Genomic DNA, 20968 nt, shown 5'->3' on the forward strand with positions numbered 1-20968 from the left:
TTCATAATGAATTCTGTCCCGCTCCCTTTTGTTTAACTTTAATTTGTTGTTAAATCACCGTAATGCTCAGAGTTGAATTTTTCTTTATCGAGATGGCGTGTTAATTTAGCTGTTCCTGTACCAGCTAGCATTGAATCATTGACATTTAATGCGGTACGTCCCATATCAATGAGTGGCTCAATAGATATTAAGACACCAGCGAGTGCTACAGGTAAGTTTAATGTTGATAATACTAAGATAGAAGCAAATGTTGCGCCGCCACCTACACCAGCAACACCAAATGAGCTAATAATTACTACAGCAACTACGGTTAAAATAAAGCTGAGATCTACTTTGACATCTGCGACAGGTGCTACCATGATAGCAAGCATTGCTGGATAAATGCCGGCACAGCCGTTTTGACCAATTGATAAACCAAAGCTTGCTGAGAAGTTAGCAATACCCTCTGGGACACCAAGACGTTGTGTTTGTGTTTGGATATTGAGCGGCAATGCACCTGCGCTTGAACGTGATGTAAACGCAAAGACCATAACTTCGAATGTTTTTTTCATATATTTAATTGGGTTAAGCCCCAAACCACCTAAAATGATTAGATGAATCATGTACATTGTAATCAGTGCTGCATATGATGCGAGCATAAATTTACCTAATGTCCATATTGCCGCAAAATCACTTGTAGCAATTGTAGATGACATAATGGCTAGAATACCGTATGGTGTAAGTCTTAAAACAAATGTCACAATAGCCATGACCAGTGCATATATCGCATCAATACCACGTTTTAAAAGGCTGCCATTTTGTGGTTGTTTACGAGCCACACGTAAGTATGCAAAACCAACGAACGTAGCAAAAATAACTACGGCAATCGTGGAAGTAGTTCTTTGACCAGTAAAGTCAAGGAATGGATTGCTTGGTAATAGTTCTAAAATTTGTTGTGGCAAGGTATTGGCTGTAAGGTCTTTAGCTTGCTTGCTTATTTCTGTACCACGAGAATGTTCAGCACTACCCAAATCGATACTAGATGCATCTAAACCGAAAAGCATCGCGTAAATGATACCGACAATCGCAGCAATTGCCACTGTACCAATTAAAAAAGCGAAAATATAACTACCTATTTTGGCAAATTTATCGCCTATTTCAATTTTACTAAAGGCTGAGACGATAGAAATAAATATGAGTGGCATTACAATCATTTGTAGTAACGCTACATAGCCATCGCCCACAATACTAAACCAATCTGTAGTTTGCGTTAATATATTTGAGTCTACGCCATAACTAAGGTGCAACACAATGCCATATACAATCCCAATACCTAAAGCAGTAAAAACGCGTTTAGGGAATGACACGTGCTTTTTAGCCATTATCCATAATGCAACAATAAAGGCAACTAAAATAAAGACGTTAATAACTGTAAAAAAATGTTGCATGTATAATCCTCCCAAAGATTTATTGTTTTAATTCCGATATATATTATAAGGATAATACTATTAATAACAGAATTCAATATAAAAGATATAAAAATTATATCTATAAAAGAAGTAAAACTATTCAGACAAAATTATAGTAAATATAAGTAGTATGGATAAAATAGCAAATGCCATCATTCATTTGAGAGGTGAAATATGGGAGGCAGATTGAATCAATCGTGCAATCAAAATAGTTGAGCGATTTAAAATATAAGTGCTTTTTAATGAGAAATGTGAGTTAAAAAGATCAAGAGTGGCAGGGAATAAAATGACCAGAACATATCAACAAGAAGTTATTTCAAAATGAAATATAATGAAACGTGATTTAGTTAAGGTGAAATTGACTTAAGAAATGAAATAATGACGACTAAACAAAATGGAGTCTGGGACATAATTATATTTTAGGCTCTGAGTTCTATATTGGCAGTAGTTGACTGGATTGAAAAAATACGCTTGATACTAAGCTTTTTTCAATCCTAGTCAACCTTGCCGGAGCGGGACTACGAATTCATTATGAATTCTGTCCCGCTCCCTCTTAATTGAGTGTTATGTCTCATGTTTTTCTATTTATTACATAAAAATTTATAAATTGAATAAGCGTGCGAAGAAGCCCTTTTTCTCTTCTTTCGGTGCCGGTTGTTTTACTGAAGATGATTGAGAAGAAGCGGAATTTGCTGTTTGACTTTGTTGTTCAGAAGTTGACTGCGTTGATGTTTCAGATGAATTAGCAATATCTTCATCTAATTGTTTTGATTTGTCTTCAGATGTTGTTTTGGATGTTGACTTTGATTCTGAATCTGAATGTTTAGTTATTGAGTCATCGGCATTAATTGATACATTGCTAGTTGTTCCTTGCTCTTCAGCTTTTGTTGATTGATTGTCACTATCAGTTGAAGGTGTCTCAATATGACTTTGTTCCTTACTTTGATTGTCAGCTGTAACTGTTTTTGTATTATTTTGTTTCGCAGTTTGGTTATCCTTTGTAGATTCAAGGTCAGGTTCATTTAGTGATGATGCTTTAGTTGCTGCATCTTCTTGATTACTATTTGGTGCTACTGGTTGAGCTTTAATAATGTCGTTAACTAATTCGTTTCTTGTATATGCTGTTTGAGCTTTTTGTGCATTTGCTAAATCTTCTTGTGATGTTTGAATCGCTTTAATTGATGCTGTATTATCATCAATTTTAGTTGTTAGCTGTGTTTGTAGGGCTTTTAATTCTTGCTGTTGCTGATGGACTTGAGTCATCATTTGGCCAAGCATTTGGCGGTCTTCACGCATCTTTTGAATTTCTGTGCGCAACTCTTCTACAAGTTGTGGAATATTTTGATTAGTCGGCAACTTGCTATTGTCTTCTTTAACAAGTACTTGCAAGAAATCTTTTTCCTGTTCGAGTTCCTCGAATGCAAGGTCATAACTATTTGTTTGCTTCACTTTGTCTGCAATGTCACGGAATAATTCAATGTCGTCTTCTTTAAAATCTGTGGCTTCACGACCTCGGTACTCAGTTTTACTTAATTGATAACCACGTTCTTCTAAATGCTGAACGATTTTGCGCACTTGTTTTTCACTAAGTTCAACGCGTTGGGCGAATTCTTTTGTTAACATATGTCAAATCCTTTCTTTTTAGTTTTATGTATAGCGACGTTTGTCTACGGTCACTCAAACGTCAGTCTAACCTCATATGATAGTTTAACCCTAAAGCGCATCGTTTTCAAGTATTGTTAGAATGGACGGCGTAAATTCATTTTAACGAGCAAAGGATAAATGATATCTCTTGAAATACCGTTTGCAAACACATATTTTAATATGTAGTTTGATTTTACACTTGCTGGGAATACATCTTTACTTAATTTAATGTAAGGTTTGATGAATAAGTCAACGTCACTAGCAGAGTTACCTGGAGTATTATTCGGATGTAAGTAGCGAATGTCTGTCTGTTTTTCAAACTGATGCTCGTATAAAAATTGGCGTCTACTATGTAAAATATCCTTTTGGGCATCGAATTCTTTTGGTGTTGTTTGAGGAACTTCTAGCATAATAAAGTTAACATTTCTATTATGCACTTTATTAGAAAGTGAGTTAATTTGAGCTTCAATATGTGTGAGGGTTTCATCAAGAATGTTGTCGTGTTCAGGGCCATCTTGAGCTAATAAATAAATCAGAAAGGCAGAATTTGTCGTTGCTTCGTAGTGTGCTGTAGCCATACTAACAACCTGTTGATGCTCATTTAGACCAACTATAAAAGAATAGTCATTTTCAGTTTTGTTATTTTCCAATGAACGCTTAAAGATGTGAGCATCTTCTTGCAGCTTTATACCTAATTTACTGTCATATAACGTTAATGCTTGTTGATAATAAGGATCTTTGACACTATCAATCAATTTAAAGTTCATAAGTTCACCCCATAATCATTTTTCTCATTATAGCATATCAAAATGATGGTATTAAAATAGCGGGGTAAGACAGAACGCCTCTAAAGTCTGAATCTTACTCCCGCTTTATTTGAGTATTCATACATAAGGACTACGCACAGGACACTTATGATTTTGGACCTTTTGATTCATTAGCATAGTGAGTGATATCAATATTTTCATAAGCTGAATTATGTTCATCTACTTCTTTATGAGATGAGTCATCGCGTTCAGCAACAACAAGCATTTTATTATTTAAGATTTCACTTTTATACTTTTCTAATTCTTCATCATTAAGATGGAAACGTGATAATACAGCATGTTCGCCATCTTCACCAGTTAATAATTTAGACATTTGGTCACTAAATGAACCACTTGTAGCAATCAATGTAATTTGTGAGTTGTGCAAATCGTCGAGGTGTAATTTACTTTTACTGATGACCATTAATTCATTTTCTAAATAGCCTTCTGCTTTTTTGTCTTCCAAAACTTTGTACAATTCATAATCGTTATTAACTATAGTAAAGTTCGTCATAAATTTCGCCCTCCAATATTTTCGTTCTGTACTTTTAATAAAAATATACCCTTAAGTCTTTTAATAAAAACGTTACCAAATCAATTATATAACTATTGCAAATCTTATGACAAATAATAGCCGCAAATTTTTGAAGCGCTTACATTAAAAGAAGTTGATATAATGCTGCTGAAGAACATGTCTTATATTGAAAAATGTGTCAAAGTTTGCTATTATCATTAAATAATTTATATCACTCATATAATCTGAAGAATATGGCTTTAGAAGTTTCTACCATGTTGCCACAAACGACATGACTATGAGTTTAGCGATAATACAAAGACGTTTATTCAGCTCAATTTAAATAGGTAAGCAATGAATAGGGAAATCAATGCAATTTCAACTATACACAGTGCACATGTAGTGAAATTTCTAAACCTATTTGCTATTGGTTGGATATAAATATCTAAAGTATTGGTCGTTACCTCATAGATCCTGAAACTGGTTATGGTTTGAGGATTTTTTTGTACACAATTTGAGGAGGTTTTTAGAAAGTGGAATCGCTTAGACAAAAGGTTATTGAAGATGGCGTCGTCATTGACGAAAAGATTTTGAAAGTAGATGGGTTTTTAAATCATCAAATAGATGCCCAATTAATGCATGATGTAGGACAGACATTTTATGAGCAGTTTAAAGATCAAGGTGTAACAAAAATTTTAACTATTGAGGCATCAGGCATTGCACCGGCAATAATGGCAGCGTTACATTTCCAGGTTCCATGTTTATTTGCAAAAAAAGCAAAACCGAGTACGTTGAAAGATGGATTTTTTAGTACTGATATACATTCTTTTACTAAAAATAAAACAAGTACAGTCATTGTGTCACAAGAATTTCTAGATGAAAATGATAAAGTGCTTATTATCGATGATTTCTTAGCCAATGGGGATGCCTCACTTGGATTATATGATATCGCGAATCAAGCTAAAGCAGAGACTGTCGGAATTGGTATCGTCGTTGAAAAAAGTTTCCAAAGTGGAAGACAGCGTTTAGAAGATGCAGGTTTAAAAGTATCGTCGTTATGTAAAGTCGCTTCTTTAAAAGGTAATAAAGTGACTTTACTAGGTGACCATGAATGAAAAATTTCATCTTAAGTTTGCAACATCTCTTAGCTATGTACGCGGGCGCAATTCTTGTACCTATCATTGTTGGGACAAGCTTAAAGTTCACACCTGAAGAAATTGCATATTTAGTAACAGTTGATATCTTTATGTGTGGTATTGCAACCTTCTTACAAGCCAATAAAGTAACAGGTACTGGCTTACCTATCGTATTAGGATGTACATTCACAGCCGTAGCACCTATGATTCTGATTGGCCAAACAAAAGGTTTAGACGTTCTTTATGGTTCGCTCTTTTTATCAGGTATACTAGTGATACTGATCGCACCATTTTTCTCATATTTAGTCAAATTCTTTCCACCAGTTGTGACAGGTAGTGTAGTAACGATTATTGGGATTAATCTTATGCCTGTAGCAATGAATTACCTTGCTGGTGGAGAAGGTGCCAAAAATTATGGAGATCCTAAAAATTTAATTTTAGGCGCCGTTACGCTCGTCGTGATTTTAATTATTCAACGTTTTACAACAGGTTTCTTTAAATCCATTGCGATTTTAATTGGTCTTATTGTTGGTACCGTATTGGCTAGTTTCTTAGGTGTTGTTGATATTCACCAAGTTGGAGCAGCACACTGGTTTGGTATTCCGAGACCAATGCGATTTGCAGGCTTTGGTTTTGATTTTGGTGCAACCCTCGTATTCTTTATAGTGGCGATGGTCAGCTTAATTGAATCTACAGGTGTTTATCATGCATTAAGTGAGATTACAGGCAAACAACTTGAACGTAAGGATTTTCGCAAAGGTTACACTGCGGAAGGTCTTGCGATTGTCTTAGGTTCCATTTTTAATGCCTTTCCTTATACGGCTTATTCTCAAAATGTGGGCCTTGTGTCCTTATCTGGTGCGAAAAAGAATAAAGTTATTTACGGTATGGTAGTACTATTATTAATTTGCGGATGCTTACCTAAACTAGGTGCTTTAGCTAATATCATTCCATTGCCAGTTCTAGGTGGCGCAATGATTGCGATGTTTGGAATGGTCATGGCTTATGGTGTGAGTATTTTAGGTCATATTGATTTTAAACATCAAAATAACTTATTAATTATTGCAGTATCGGTTGGTCTAGGTACAGGGATTAGTGCAGTGCCACAAGCTTTTAAAGGTTTAGGCGAACAATTTGCATGGCTAACTCAAAATGGGATTGTCTTAGGTGCTATTTCCGCTATCATTTTAAATTTCTTTTTTAATGGAATTAACTATAAACAAAGCGAAGAAAATGTGAAATAATAGAATCAACTATAAAAAAATGGAGGCTGTATTTAAATGTGGGAAAACAAATTTGCTAAAGAATCATTAACATTTGACGATGTATTACTTATTCCAGCTGAATCAGATATTTTACCAAATGAGGTAGATTTGAGCGTAGCATTATCAGATAAATTAAAACTTAATATTCCAGTTATTTCAGCAGGTATGGATACAGTAACTGAATCAAAAATGGCGATTGCAATGGCAAGACAAGGCGGACTAGGCGTGATTCATAAGAATATGGGTGTCGAAGAACAAGCTGACGAAGTTCAAAAAGTTAAGCGCTCAGAAAATGGTGTTATTATGAATCCATTTTTCTTAACGCCTGAAGAAAGTGTTTATGAAGCAGAAGCTTTAATGGGGAAATACCGCATTTCTGGTGTCCCAATTGTGGATAATAAAGAAGTGCGTACGCTTGTTGGTATTATTACAAATCGAGACTTACGTTTCATTGAAGATTTTTCGATTAAAATTTCTGATGTCATGACTAAAGATAATTTAATCACAGCTCCAGTAGGTACAACATTAGATGAAGCAGAAGCTATATTACAAGAACATAAAATTGAAAAGTTACCACTTGTTGAAAATGGACGTCTTGAAGGTTTAATTACGATTAAAGATATTGAAAAAGTGCTTGAATTCCCACATGCAGCTAAAGATGAGCACGGACGTTTGCTTGTAGCAGCTGCTATTGGAATTGCGAAAGATACAGATATTCGTGCTCAAAAATTAGTTGAAGCCGGCGTCGATGCTTTAGTTATTGATACAGCACATGGTCATTCTAAAGGTGTGATTGAACAAGTGAAACATATTAAAAAAACATATCCAAACATTACATTAATTGCTGGTAATGTTGCAACAGCTGAAGCAACTAAAGCATTATATGAAGCGGGTGCAGATGTTGTGAAAGTGGGTATCGGACCGGGTTCAATTTGTACAACACGTGTAGTTGCTGGCGTAGGTGTTCCACAAATCACAGCGATTTACGATTGTGCTACGGAAGCGCGCAAACATGATAAAGCAATTATTGCTGACGGCGGTATTAAATTCTCAGGAGACATTATCAAAGCATTAGCTGCTGGTGGCCATGCCGTAATGTTAGGCAGCTTATTAGCAGGTACAGAAGAAAGCCCAGGTGCTACAGAAGTCTTCCAAGGACGCCAATACAAAGTATATCGTGGTATGGGCTCACTTGGCGCAATGGAAAGAGGGTCTAACGACCGTTACTTCCAAGAAGACAAGACACCTAAGAAATTTGTGCCAGAAGGTATTGAAGGACGTACAGCGTATAAAGGGCCTTTACAAGATACAGTTTATCAACTTATGGGCGGTGTGCGTTCTGGTATGGGTTATACAGGTTCAAGAAACTTAAAACAATTACGTGAAGAAGCGCAATTCACACGTATGGGACCTGCAGGATTAGCTGAAAGCCATCCACATAATGTTCAAATTACTAAAGAATCACCAAACTACTCATTCTAAAATTACATTTAATTCATTTTATTTAACACAAGGAGAGAACGCTTTTTGAGAACTGAAATCATTCAGGGCATCATGGAAAGCGTCTCTCTATGATTTATATAAATTCAATTTAAAGGAGAACTATAACTATGGAAATGGCGCAAGAGCAAGAGTTAATTCTTGTCTTAGACTTTGGTAGTCAATACAATCAGCTGATTACCCGTCGTATTCGTGAAATGGGTGTGTATAGTGAATTACATGACCATGAAATTTCAATAGAAGAAATTAAACGTATGAAGCCGAAAGGTATCATCTTATCAGGTGGTCCTAATTCAGTTTATGAAGAAGGTTCATTCACAATTGATCCGGAAATTTATAATTTAGGTATACCTGTATTAGGAATTTGTTACGGCATGCAATTAACAACTAAATTATTAGGTGGAAAGGTTGAACGTGCGAACCAAAGAGAATATGGTAAAGCAATGATTAATGCTAAATCAGACGAATTATTCTTTGGTTTACCTGATGAACAAACCGTTTGGATGAGCCACTCTGATAAAGTGATTGAAATACCAGAAGGCTTTGAAGTGATTGCCGACAGCCCAAGCACAAATTATGCTGCCATCGAAGATAAATCACGTCGTATTTATGGTGTACAATTCCATCCAGAAGTACGTCACACAGAATTTGGTAACGATTTATTACGTAATTTTGTGCGCCGAGTATGTAATTGTACTGGCGAGTGGACTATGGAGAACTTTATCGATATTGAAATTGATAAAATTCGCAAACGTGTTGGCGACCGCAAAGTGTTATGTGCGATGAGTGGCGGTGTAGATTCATCTGTTGTCGCAGTATTATTACATAAAGCGATTGGCGATCAATTAACATGTATCTTCGTGGACCATGGATTACTTCGAAAAGGTGAAGGTGACATGGTGATGGAACAATTTGGCGAAGGCTTTGATATGAATATTATTCGTGTTAATGCACAAGAGCGCTTTATGAACAAATTAAAAGGTGTTTCAGATCCAGAACAAAAACGTAAAATCATCGGTAACGAATTTGTCTATGTCTTTGATGATGAAGCGGCTAAGTTAACAGATGTTGATTTCTTAGCTCAAGGTACACTTTATACCGATGTCATTGAATCAGGTACAAAAACGGCGCAAACAATTAAGTCACATCACAATGTGGGTGGATTGCCTGAAGATATGGAATTTGAATTAATTGAACCAATCAATACGCTATTTAAAGATGAAGTACGTGCTTTAGGTATTGAGCTAGGTATTCCTGAACATTTAGTATGGCGACAACCGTTTCCTGGACCAGGTTTAGGTATCCGTGTATTAGGTGAAATTACCGAAGATAAATTAGAAATTGTTCGTGAATCAGATGCCATTCTAAGAGAAGTCATTCGTCAAGAAGGGCTTGAAAGAGATATTTGGCAATACTTTACAGTGTTACCAGGTATCCAATCTGTAGGTGTCATGGGAGACTATCGCACATATGATTATACAGTTGGTATCCGTGCCGTAACATCAATTGATGGTATGACAAGTGATTTTGCGCGTATCGATTGGGAAGTGTTACAAAAGATCTCAAGTCGTATCGTAAACGAAGTAGACCATGTTAACCGAGTTGTCTATGATATTACTTCTAAGCCACCAAGTACGATCGAGTGGGAATAATGAAATAACATTAAATGATAGGCTAGAAAAACTTTTATTTTAGGGTTTCTAGTCTTTTTTATTTTAGTGTTGAATAAGTTTTGAATACGTTAGTGTCAAAAATTAATGTTATTTTCGAATTTTTTCAGCTTAGCTATAGTAGGTAGAATGTTTTTATTATTTAATTGATAGTGATAAGCTATGAAGACTGATAAATGAAATGAGGTATATTTTGATATGACTGACAAAAGTAGTTTGGTGTTAAGTGGTGGTGGACATTACGGTATCGCATTTCACCTGGGTTTTCTTAAAGGTGTGGCAGATGCTGGATTAAATTTAAGACAAGTGGATTATATTGTAGGCACTTCTGCAGGTTCACAGGTAAGTGCGACTTTATCTTCTCCATTGGACTGGGAGACAATATGGCAGGAACAAATTGTTAAGAAAGTTAATGAAATAACTCCTATTTCTGATGCTGAAATGACTAATTTATTTAAAACGTTTGATGAATTGGCTAAATCGAGTTTGTCCGATAAGTCGTGGGTCGCTGGTATGGGTGAAATTTCAAAGAATACACACCCCTTCGTTTCTTTAGAAGAACGACGTAATATGATTAGAGAACGATTAGGGAGTGTGCCATTAGAATGGAATGAGCAATTACAAGTTGTGGCTACTGAATTAGAAACATCTGAGAGAAAGGTATTTAATAAATATTCAAATGTTGATTTAGTAGATGCTTTAGCAGCTAGTTCAGCATTGCAGGGGGTGTGGCAACCTATTCCTATCAATAATCATTTATATTATGATGGTGGCTCATATTCTATGGAAAATCCTGATGTCATAGATGGTGTGAATAAAGTGGTTATTTTAACGACCAATTTGCCTGTAGCAACGCCATATCGTTTGAACGATATTTTTACACGAATGAAACGAGAAGGTAAAGCTGTTTTCTTAGTTAAACCTGATGCTAATGTGGTAAGTATTTTAGAACACTATAACTATAACACGGTAAATGCTGAGATGCGTGAAGCGGTCGCTTTAGCAGCTGTTAATCAGGGTAAAGAAACTGCGGATGAGTTGAAACGGTTTCTTGAACAATCTTAGGAACTTTCGCTTAATGCACTTTTAATCCATGAATCTCAAGATTAAAAGTGCCATTAATTTGCACAATAGTACACCTGGGTGTACTATGTGTTGTGAGGTGACGATATGAATCAAAGTACATTTCAAAATCTGAATCAAGCACATTTATTGTTCATTGAATTAAGTAAAGCCATCAATGAAGTACTGGATGAACAAGATATAAATATTTCTAGGGAACAAATGGGTGTGTTTAAATTACTCAATGAACATGGTTCTCTGACAATTAATGAAATTGCTGAAGCGCAGGGTGTATTTAAGACGGCCATTTCTAAGCGAATTAGTAAATTACAACAAATGGGTTTTGTGATTAAACAAGCAGGGCACGATAAGCGTGAAAAGTTAGTATATTTAACTGAAAAAGGCATACATTTTTATGAAACACGACAAATGAAATTATACCAAGGATTAATGGATAAATTTCATATTAATGATCAACAAGTAGCTGAAATATTAGGTTATCTCGAACAAATCAAACGTACGATGAATAGTTAGTGATGGAGGGTTATGTAATGGAACAAATAAAAATTCATATTTTGCATACGGGAACAGTGATAGTTGATGAAGCGTTACCTTTTTCTAATGTGAGTCGTAATCCTTTAGCATGGACAGGATTATTTAGAAGTAAGAAACATCAGGTTGCTTTACCCGTTTCCGCATATTTAATTGAGCATCCTAAAGGTCTTATTTTAATAGATACCGGTTGGCATACTGATAATAGGACAAAGCAAATTCGTAATTTATCGTTTCAATACCCTGTGAATAAAGCGGTCTTGCCAGCGGGTCAGGCGATTCATGAACAGTTAGCACAACTGGGATATAAGCCGAGTGATATCGATTATATATTAATGAGCCATATGCATTGTGATCATGCCGATGGACTGAGACTAGTTAAACATGCCAAAAGGATTATGTTAAGTGAACCTGAATATGATGCGATTCAAACGGATAAAATGCATTATTTACAACATGAATGGAAAGGTGTTCATTTACAGCCATTTAAATTTGAAGATACTGGAATAGGGCCTCAAGGCAAATCCTATGATGTATTTGGAGACAATTCTGTACAAATGATTTGGGTACCAGGGCATAGTAAAGGCTTATGCGCAACTAAGATTACCAATGATTATCAGGATTACGTCTTACTTGCGTCAGATGTGGGCTATGCAGAAAGATCTTGGAAGGAAGAGATTTTACCTGGTGTACTTGTAGATAAAGAAGCAGCAATAAAATCTTTGAAATGGGTTAAAGATTCGGCCAAAGATAAACATTGTATTGAAGCGATTGCTAATCATGACCGGCATATACAACCGCATTGTATTTTACTGTAACCATTATTTAAAATAATCAAAAAAAGGTTGCTAAAAATACCTGCTTTTACTAAAATTTAAAACGTAATTATTACGATTTGTAAAGGAAGGTTGTTATGGCAAAAATTCCAGTTACAGTATTAAGTGGTTATTTAGGTTCAGGAAAGACAACATTACTGAACTATATTCTTCAAAATCGTGAGGGGCGTCGCATTGCTGTCATCGTGAATGATATGAGTGAGATCAATATTGATAGAGAATTAGTTGCTCAAGGGGGTGGCTTGTCTCGTACGGATGAAAAGTTAGTTGAATTATCTAATGGATGTATATGTTGTACATTACGTGATGATTTGTTGAAAGAAGTAGAGCGACTTGTACTTAAAGGTGGCATTGATCAAATTGTCATTGAGTCAACAGGTATTTCTGAGCCTGTGCCAGTAGCGCAGACATTTTCTTATATGGATGAAGCTTTAGGAATTGATTTAACGTCTTTATGTAGACTAGATACTATGGTGACCATGGTGGATGCAAATCGCTTTATTAATGATATTCGATCAGAAGATTTATTGGCCGATAGAGACCAGGAAGTAGGAGATGGAGATGAACGTACGATTGCTGATTTATTAATAGATCAAGTTGAATTTTGTGATGTGCTTATTATCAATAAAACTGACTTAGTCGCTGAGCATGATTTACAAAGGCTTGAACTTATTTTAAGGCAATTGCAACCACAAGCACACATAATTAAAACAACACAAGGCCAAGTCAATTTAGATGAAGTTCTGGATACTAAATTATTTGATTTTGATATCGCTAGAAATTCAGCTGGTTGGATTAAAGAATTAACAGAGGGTGATCATAAGGCGCATACTCCTGAGACTGAAGAATATGGTATTGGCTCCTTTGTTTATCGCAGACGCTTGCCATTTCATGCTCAACGATTAGAACAATGGTTGATGCAACTGCCTCAAAATATCGTTAGGGCAAAAGGGATTGTATGGTTGGCACAGTATAATCAGGTAGCATGTTTATTGTCTCAAGCAGGGTCTTCACAACAAATAGAACCTGTTACTTATTGGGTGGCTAGTATGTCTGAAACGCAACAACGCCAAATTTTAGCAAAACGACCAGATGTTTTAAATGAATGGGACCCTGAGTATGGTAATAGACAAACACAATTTGTTATTATTGGTACAGACTTAGACCAAGAAAGAATAACTGCAGAGTTAGATCGGTGTCTCATTAATAGCAGCGAAATAAACCAAGACTGGTCGCTATTACCAGATCCGTATCAATGGCATTTGCAATAATATTTAAATAATAACGCGCTTGAAACTGATTTTGTGTTTCAAACGCGTCATAATGGTTTTAGGCTAAGATGATAGGTGCTGTAAATATGACTAGCATTATAATATTTAAGATAAATAATAAAATATATAAGACCGTATGTTTACCAAAATAGATACTGATAATAGTTAATGCTAGTGTAATAAATAAAATGATTGCACCTGGCCAATACCAAAAACTGAATAAGGTATTATTATATAAATTTGTAAACAGTGTGGTATAAACGATAAAAGCACTTATTAATGTGAATATGATCGTTGCCATGTTAAAAAAACGAGATTGTTTCAAATTTTAACAGTCCTTTCGTTGTTGTTTTTACCATAGTGGTTCAATGCTGGGTATAGCAGAATATACTAAAAAGTATAACTAATATTATGTAGGCAAATAAATAAAATAACAACCCTCATTGACTAAAAATAACAATGTTTGGTATATGATATAAAATATAAGTAAATGATATCTATCGTTGTGTTAACACTCTTAAAAGGAAATTTTACTGTATTTTAAAGTGTTTACACATAATTACTACATTCTTTTGTAGTAAAATATGTTACCCTTAAAATAAATGACAAATTCATTTTATCCACTTACGTCTGCCTATATTATAGGTAGATGTTTTATTATATATGGTTTAATTTAGCGTAATCGCTGAATCGCTTTTCAAGGTGAGCCTTCATAATTGTATGACTGGGTTTGACATTCATTACGTTATACAATATATTGTAATTATTACGCTTAAAATAGTATCTGAGTCTTTCTCGGGCAATTCATGTATCTATATGGATTGAACGGGGAGAAATGGATCGCTTATTTTACAAATGATAAACTTGATAACTTAGGTAGCTTTTTAAAAGATTATATAAGAAGTAAAGCGTTTACTTTATACATAATAAGTTGAAAAAGAAGCCTACAGTAGTATTGATACCTCTTCAAACTTATGAGAGTAGTCATGCTATTGTAGGCTTTTTTGTTTAAATCGTTATTCGACATAGCAATATTGTCAATTGGAGGAACAGTTATGCTGAGTGAGCAATTTTTACTTATTTTATTTTTTATTACTTTGTCTATTGCAATGTTAAGTGGCATCGTCTATATTTTACCGTCTTGTCCTATTAAATATATTAAACTGCATCTTTTATGCTTAACATTGCCTATTGTTGTTGCCATCATTGGACTTGTGACAACACAACAACGCCAAGTCATTAGTCTGTTTGCCGTTGATAAACTGGCATGGTTGCTAGTTAGCTTTATCTTAACGCTTGGCTTTATAATTCAAAAATTTTCTATGCGCTATCTGTTAGGTGATCATAATTATAAAAAATATTTCCCATGGTTTACTTGTACGACGGTATTTGCATCTATCGCATGGTTAAGTGATGATTTACGCCTAATGGTCTTTTGTTGGGGCTTAACTTTATTTGCATTGACGCAGCTGCTTCGACTAAATCGTACTTGGAAAGTACCAGCTGAAGCAGCGAAAGTATCTGCGCGTGCTTTTTTATTAGGTTGGTTAGCATTAGTATTAGTAGTTGTTGTTTTATACATAGGGACAGGAGAGTGGCGAATTTATCCTAATATCTCCAAGGAAACAACGATGAACGGAGCATTGTATTTCTTGATGAATTTACTGCTTGTGCTGTCAGTCATTATTCCGGCTGCACAATATCCATTTCAAAGTTGGTTAATTGAATCTGTCGTTGCACCGACGCCTGTTTCAGCAATCATGCATGCTGGAATTGTAAATGCTGGTGGAATTATTTTAACACGTTTTTCTCCAGTGTTTGATCATCCAATTGCTTTGACTATTTTATTGATAATCTCAAGCTTATCAGTGTTGATTGGTTCTGGGATTAGTCTGGTACATGTAGATTATAAGCGACAGCTTGTAGGTTCAACGATGAGCCAAATGGGATTTATGCTCGTTCAATGTGCCTTAGGTGTTTATTCGGCAGCAATTATACATTTGATTCTCCATGGTGTATTTAAAGCAACGTTATTTTTACAATCTGGTTCAATTGTTAAACGGTTTAATATCCCAACGCCTCCTAATGTTCAGCGTTCTTATGGTTGGACTTTAACTGGCAGGGGGTTAGCGTTATTATTGGCAATATTATTTTGGATGATTAATGATCATAGTGCGTATAACTTAATTAGTGCATTTATTTTGGCATGGTCTATCTCAGTTTCTTGGAATCAATTGATCGCTTTAAATAGAGGGATTATTGGTAGACTATTGGGCATTGTGGTATTAATCTTTGTGGCAGCAGTTTATTATGTGACGCATGCGTTTTTTATCAATATTTTAAGTGCAATTTCTATACATGTTACACATCCACCTATGATCAGTGTTGTCATCAGTATCGCAATGCTAGTGTTTGGCAGCATACTGAGTATATGGGTAGCTCGCCGACGTGATTCGACAGCGTTTGCTATTGTGTACTTGTGGTTAGTGAAAATTGGAGAAGCTAAATTTAAATCAGTAGAAAGTCATCCTAATTATTTACAAAAATACTTATAAAGAGGTGAAATGTAATGACTACATCATATCGGGACATAGAAGATATTGTACAGGCAGCTTGCAAAGTGATTACGCCATTATCACCTATTTCTATCTTTGCGGCCAGAAACCCATGGGAAGCTATGGAGCATCGTACTTTTGATGAAGTTGTGCAATGGTTCAAGCATGAGCGTGATATAGATTTATATCCTAGTCGTTCGGCAGTCATGGCAGCTGCGGAAAAAGGTGAAATTGATGTGTCTATTGTTCAACAGGCGTTGAAACAAGATTTAAATAATTACGCTACGACGATTCCGCAAACACATATTGATAGTTATTGTAATAATGCACTTCAAATTATGCCCATACCAGAGGATTTAATCACTAAGGAAGGCTACTTTATGTTAGAGGTAGCAAAACTAAAAGTGATATTTGAAGATGAAGCATTTAAATATGCGCGCTCGAAAAGTGCAAATGCCTATAATGCTAAAGGTGAGTCACTAATGGATGAATTAAATACGCATATTATTAAATGGACAAAGCTGTATATAGATCAGTTTCAATCGAGCTGGACGATGCCTAAAAGAGAGCATGGTTTCTATGCAGCATGGTTACATCTTGCGCAACATGATCCAATGTTAAGTAAGACGCAAAGAAAAATGATTAAGACTTTACCAGAAAATTATAAAGAAGCCTTGAATATTTCTTTAAATCATTTAGATATTGCAGAAGATGAAAAAGAAAGCTATTTAACAGGGCACTTGTTATCGCTGCCTGGATGGGCTGGAATGTTGTATTATCGAGCGCAACAAAATGACAATGATAAAGATATACTAACGCAATACTTAGCTATTCGTTTAACGATGGAATGTATTTTATTAGATACTGAAAAAATGAGCCGTCCGGCAGTCTTAAATGTTGAAAGAAGAGTGAAAGAATTAGTTAGTAAATGGCTTTATTATGGCAATATGACGATTGATACATGGCTCTCATTATCAATTGATGACCAAATTGAACATCTGCGCTTTGCTAAGCGCTTTAATCCATTATATTTTAAAAAAATATGGTTAGAAGCTTGGGAAGAAACACATAAACGGGAATTGGTCGAGGCATTATCTGAAGCAAAACCACCTGTAAATAAAGATACGCTAGTTCAATTAGCTTTTTGCATTGACGTGCGTTCTGAGCCATTCAGACGGCATATTGAGCATGCGGGACCATTTAAAACAATAGGCATCGCGGGTTTCTTTGGGTTGCCAATAAGAAAAGAAGCGTTAGACGAACAATTTGCGCATAATTCATTGCCAGTTATGGTGCCACCAGCATATGCAATTAGAGAATACGCAAATCGTGAAGCGTTAGATATCTATAATCAGCAACAACATTCAGTAACTTCATTGTTTTACACATTTAAATTAATGAAACACAATGTCTTACCGAGTTTACTTTTACCTGAGCTCAGTGGACCATTTCTTAGTTTGAATACTGTAGCAAGTACGTTATTTCCTAAAACAACAGCCTATCTTGTAAAGCTATGGCAGCACAAATGGTTGAAAAAACCGGAGACACATTTAACGATTGATAGAGAAGCACAAATTTATTCCCAGTTACCCGTAGGATTTACAAAAGCAGAACAAATTGCTTTTACAAAAAATGCATTACAGTTGATGGACTTAACAACTGACTTTGCACCATTAGTTGTCTTAGGGGGACATGCAAGTCGTTCTAATAATAATCCATATCATGCATCTTTAGAGTGTGGTGCTTGTGGTGGTGCGGCGAGTGGATTTAATGCGAAACTACTCGCAATGATGTGTAATCTTTCAGATGTACGCCTGGGATTAGAAGCGGAAGGTATTTCAATCCCAGAAGATACTGTGTTTGTTGCGGCAGAACATCAAACGTCAATTGATACACTTGAATGGCTGTATGTCCCTCAACTTACTGAAGCGGCACAGAAAGCATTTAATACGCTAAATCAAGCTATGCCAGAGATTAGCTACCATGCCAATTTAGAACGTTTGTCACAATTACCTAGTGTTAATCCTAAAGACAATGAACGTCATCCGCGGAGAGAGGCGCAACGTTATGCTTCTGACTGGAGTGAAATACGTCCAGAGTGGGGCTTGGCACGCAATGCATCGTTTATTATCGGACAGCGTGAGTTAACGGCTCAATGTAATTTAGAAGGACGTGCATTTCTACATAACTATGATTGGCGTAAAGACGAAGATGGACAATTACTAGATACCATTATTTCAGGTCCAGCACTTGTAGCACAATGGATTAATTTACAATATTATGCATCGACCGTTGCACCACATTTTTATGGTAGTGGTAATAAAACGACACAATCTGTAACATCTGGCGTAGGTGTTATGCAAGGGAATTCTAGTGATTTGCTTTCAGGCTTACCTTGGCAATCTGTGATGGCTGGAGACAATGAAACCTATCATGCACCTATTCGTATTTTAATTATGATTCAGGCACCTGATAAATATATAGAAAGACTTTTAACTACAAATAAACATTTTGCTCAAAAGGTGGCGCATCAATGGCTAAGATTAGCTAGCATAGATGAAAACGGAGATATTAAAGATTGGTAATACTAAGGTACAACCCACTGTTTCGAAATAATATGTCAGGGTTGTACCTTTTATATCTTCGGAATTAGGCTAAAAAATGTTAAACTTAATATAATCTAATATTAGGAGAATATGATAGAAATGACTAAGACTAAAGGTAGCTATGAAGCGGATATTAGCACAGCTATTACGCAATGGGAAAAAGATTTTTTAGGTCGAGGCTCACTATCGGTTAAAACTGACATTTTAAGAGATATGGTCATTGTCAATTTACAAGGTGTGCTGACTCCAGCAGAGTATAGGGTATGTGAAACAAACGAAGGACGCCTTAACATAAAGAGAACGCGATCCGAGTTAGTTGAATCTGGGCAAGATGATTTAATGAATATTATTGATCACATTACGGGTGTTTCTGTTAAAAGTTTTCACTCAGATTTAAGTACAAAAACAGGAGAAAGAGTAATTATATTTAAATTAACAGAGAATTTGGAGAAACGATTATAATTTGAGGTGTCTCACTGTTACTTCAGGCACTTGCTGTACGACAGTGTAATTTTCAATATTTAACATTGTGTGGATAGTACGTCATACTTGATGCGAGATTGGGTTAGTCACGAACAATGTTATTTGAAGTATAGCACAGTGCACGCAATTTTAATCATAGAGAAAGAGGATTTATAAAATATATGATAAATAAACAATTTTATACGTCTAAATGGCTCATACCTATCTTTGTGATAAGCGTACTTATTTTTACATTATTAACTGTAGGTGTAATGCATCGCACATCATTTATACAACATATTGATGCGGCATCATTGCAGCTAATGACTGATTATTTTGGCACGCCAGAGCGCGGTTTTGAAGGTTCATGGTTCAACACTATTATGACGTTCTGTGCAACAATTGGTGAAGTATCAAGTGTGATGTTATTGATGGTTCTATTATCGGTAGTGATTGCTGTCAAATCTAAACGTACAGCATTATGGTCACTGATTGCTGTTTTTACAGGTAGTTGGATGAACTTCTTAATTAAACAAGTTGTTGCACGATCACGACCATACAATCATCTGCCTCAAGACCATGGCTTCTCATATCCAAGTGGTCACTCAAATGCAAGTACATTGATATGTATTGTTATTATAATTATGACGGTATCCTATGTAACGCGCTTATATGCGAAATGGACGATAATATCACTGGCATTATTATTCTGGATAGGTATTTTAAGTTGTCGCTTATATTTTCATGCGCATTATGTGGGAGATGTACTAGGCGGTGTAGCACTTGCAGTCATTTGGATGATGCTTTTCTTAGCTATGTATCCACTGTTTTACATAAGAAATAAACAATAACGTCGTAAAGAACGATGGGTTATCAATGGAGGATAGAAGTATGAAATTAACTTCGCCAAGACCGATATATTTAGAAGGACATCGTGAAGAAGCTATCTTATTATTACATTCATTTACCGGCACGATTAGAGATGTGAAACCATTAGCGCAAGCATTGCATAAACAAGGTTTTACTTGTTACGCACCAAATTATCGAGGGCATGGATTACCGCTTACTGAATTAATAGCGTTTGATATTAATGATTGGTGGCATGATGCACAAAATGGATACAAGTTTTTACAACAACAAGGCTACAAACAAATATATGTTACAGGCGTTTCTTTAGGTGGATTATTGACACTTAAGATAGCTGAAACGTATCCTGTGGCTAAGATTGCTGTTATGTCAGCTCCCCATCAAAAAGCAGAAACAGGTATTGCGTGGCGTATGGAACGTTATGGACAGCGTATGAATGAATTACAACACCTGTCTGATAGTGAAGCACAAAAGCAATTAAACACAATTAAACAATATCATTCACAATTGACCGCATTTAGACTTTTTATAACAGATATCATGCATGATTTAGCACATATCAATGCAGATGCAATGGTTCTATATGGTGAACAAGATGACGCTTCTTATCAAGAAAGCGCACAATATATTGCTGAGCATATGACACAAACAAATAAGTCATTAACTGCATACCGGTTAAGTAAACACTTAATGACTTATGGTGAAGGGAGTGAAGATGTAATCAACGATATAGTGACATTTTTTCAATCTTGAGATAAAAAATACAAAGGAGAT

At 35.5% G+C, this 20968-nt stretch carries 17 protein-coding genes and 1 riboswitch; of the genes, 13 read left to right on the forward strand and 4 right to left on the reverse strand.

The window, feature by feature from the left end; genetic code table 11:
• Positions 1 to 38: 38 nt before the first annotated feature.
• From HMPREF2597_RS04780 to HMPREF2597_RS04795, 4 genes are all read right to left on the reverse strand, one after another.
• Positions 39 to 1427, reverse strand: a complete 1389-nt coding sequence (locus tag HMPREF2597_RS04780; protein ID WP_002479249.1) for an L-cystine transporter — start codon at positions 1425 to 1427, stop codon at positions 39 to 41.
• 621 nt (positions 1428 to 2048) lie between these two features.
• Entirely contained in the window at positions 2049 to 3071 is a 1023-nt protein-coding gene (locus tag HMPREF2597_RS04785; protein WP_002479250.1) for a hypothetical protein, read from the reverse strand.
• Positions 3072 to 3187: 116 nt separating this feature from the next.
• Positions 3188 to 3859, reverse strand: a complete 672-nt coding sequence (locus tag HMPREF2597_RS04790) for a hypothetical protein (RefSeq protein ID WP_002479251.1) — start codon at positions 3857 to 3859, stop codon at positions 3188 to 3190.
• Between the two features lie 145 nt (positions 3860 to 4004).
• Positions 4005 to 4412: a general stress protein gene (locus HMPREF2597_RS04795; RefSeq protein ID WP_002461120.1), complete on the reverse strand. Its 408-nt coding sequence runs from the start codon at positions 4410 to 4412 to the stop codon at positions 4005 to 4007.
• A 216-nt stretch (positions 4413 to 4628) separates the two neighbouring features.
• Positions 4629 to 4731: riboswitch (purine riboswitch) on the forward strand.
• A 214-nt stretch (positions 4732 to 4945) separates the two neighbouring features.
• Between HMPREF2597_RS04795 and xpt the strand changes: the two genes are divergently transcribed.
• The 13 genes from xpt to HMPREF2597_RS04865 all read left to right on the forward strand — a co-directional run bounded on the left by xpt (position 4946) and on the right by HMPREF2597_RS04865 (position 20947).
• Complete coding sequence (gene xpt / locus HMPREF2597_RS04800) at positions 4946 to 5527, forward strand: xanthine phosphoribosyltransferase (RefSeq protein WP_002461121.1); 582 nt, start codon at positions 4946 to 4948, stop codon at positions 5525 to 5527.
• Positions 5524 to 6792 carry a xanthine permease PbuX gene (pbuX, locus tag HMPREF2597_RS04805; RefSeq protein WP_002461123.1) on the forward strand — a complete coding sequence of 423 codons (1269 nt, stop codon included), beginning with the start codon at positions 5524 to 5526 and terminating at the stop codon, positions 6790 to 6792. Before xpt ends, pbuX begins: the two co-directional genes overlap by 4 nt.
• A gap of 36 nt (positions 6793 to 6828) precedes the next feature.
• Complete coding sequence (gene guaB / locus HMPREF2597_RS04810) at positions 6829 to 8295, forward strand: IMP dehydrogenase (protein WP_002479252.1); 1467 nt, start codon at positions 6829 to 6831, stop codon at positions 8293 to 8295.
• Positions 8296 to 8423: 128 nt separating this feature from the next.
• Positions 8424 to 9965 (forward strand): glutamine-hydrolyzing GMP synthase, encoded by a 1542-nt coding sequence (guaA, locus tag HMPREF2597_RS04815; RefSeq protein ID WP_002479253.1) that lies wholly within the window; start codon positions 8424 to 8426, stop codon positions 9963 to 9965.
• A gap of 216 nt (positions 9966 to 10181) precedes the next feature.
• Entirely contained in the window at positions 10182 to 11048 is an 867-nt protein-coding gene (locus HMPREF2597_RS04820) for a patatin-like phospholipase family protein (protein WP_002479254.1), read from the forward strand.
• A gap of 105 nt (positions 11049 to 11153) precedes the next feature.
• Positions 11154 to 11579, forward strand: a complete 426-nt coding sequence (locus HMPREF2597_RS04825) for a MarR family winged helix-turn-helix transcriptional regulator (RefSeq protein ID WP_002461130.1) — start codon at positions 11154 to 11156, stop codon at positions 11577 to 11579.
• Positions 11580 to 11596: 17 nt separating this feature from the next.
• A complete protein-coding gene (locus HMPREF2597_RS04830) occupies positions 11597 to 12415 on the forward strand; it encodes an N-acyl homoserine lactonase family protein (protein WP_002479255.1) in 819 nt (272 codons plus the stop codon).
• A gap of 95 nt (positions 12416 to 12510) precedes the next feature.
• On the forward strand, positions 12511 to 13704 hold the full coding sequence (locus HMPREF2597_RS04835) for a GTP-binding protein (RefSeq protein ID WP_070817206.1): 1194 nt from the start codon (positions 12511 to 12513) through the stop codon (positions 13702 to 13704).
• A 1055-nt stretch (positions 13705 to 14759) separates the two neighbouring features.
• Positions 14760 to 16259: an NADH dehydrogenase subunit 5 gene (locus HMPREF2597_RS04845; RefSeq protein WP_002479258.1), complete on the forward strand. Its 1500-nt coding sequence runs from the start codon at positions 14760 to 14762 to the stop codon at positions 16257 to 16259.
• Positions 16260 to 16273: 14 nt separating this feature from the next.
• On the forward strand, positions 16274 to 18844 hold the full coding sequence (locus HMPREF2597_RS04850; RefSeq protein WP_070817207.1) for a DUF2309 domain-containing protein: 2571 nt from the start codon (positions 16274 to 16276) through the stop codon (positions 18842 to 18844).
• A gap of 120 nt (positions 18845 to 18964) precedes the next feature.
• Positions 18965 to 19327, forward strand: coding sequence for a Na-translocating system protein MpsC family protein (locus HMPREF2597_RS04855; RefSeq protein ID WP_002479260.1), 363 nt, complete (start codon positions 18965 to 18967; stop codon positions 19325 to 19327).
• Between the two features lie 182 nt (positions 19328 to 19509).
• Positions 19510 to 20178: a phosphatase PAP2 family protein gene (locus tag HMPREF2597_RS04860; protein WP_002479261.1), complete on the forward strand. Its 669-nt coding sequence runs from the start codon at positions 19510 to 19512 to the stop codon at positions 20176 to 20178.
• Positions 20179 to 20218: 40 nt separating this feature from the next.
• Complete coding sequence (locus HMPREF2597_RS04865; protein WP_002479262.1) at positions 20219 to 20947, forward strand: alpha/beta hydrolase; 729 nt, start codon at positions 20219 to 20221, stop codon at positions 20945 to 20947.
• The last annotated feature ends 21 nt before the right edge of the window (positions 20948 to 20968 follow it).

The organism is Staphylococcus sp. HMSC063A07 (genome assembly GCF_001836955.1).
Classification (GTDB): Bacteria; Bacillota; Bacilli; order Staphylococcales; family Staphylococcaceae; genus Staphylococcus; species Staphylococcus lugdunensis.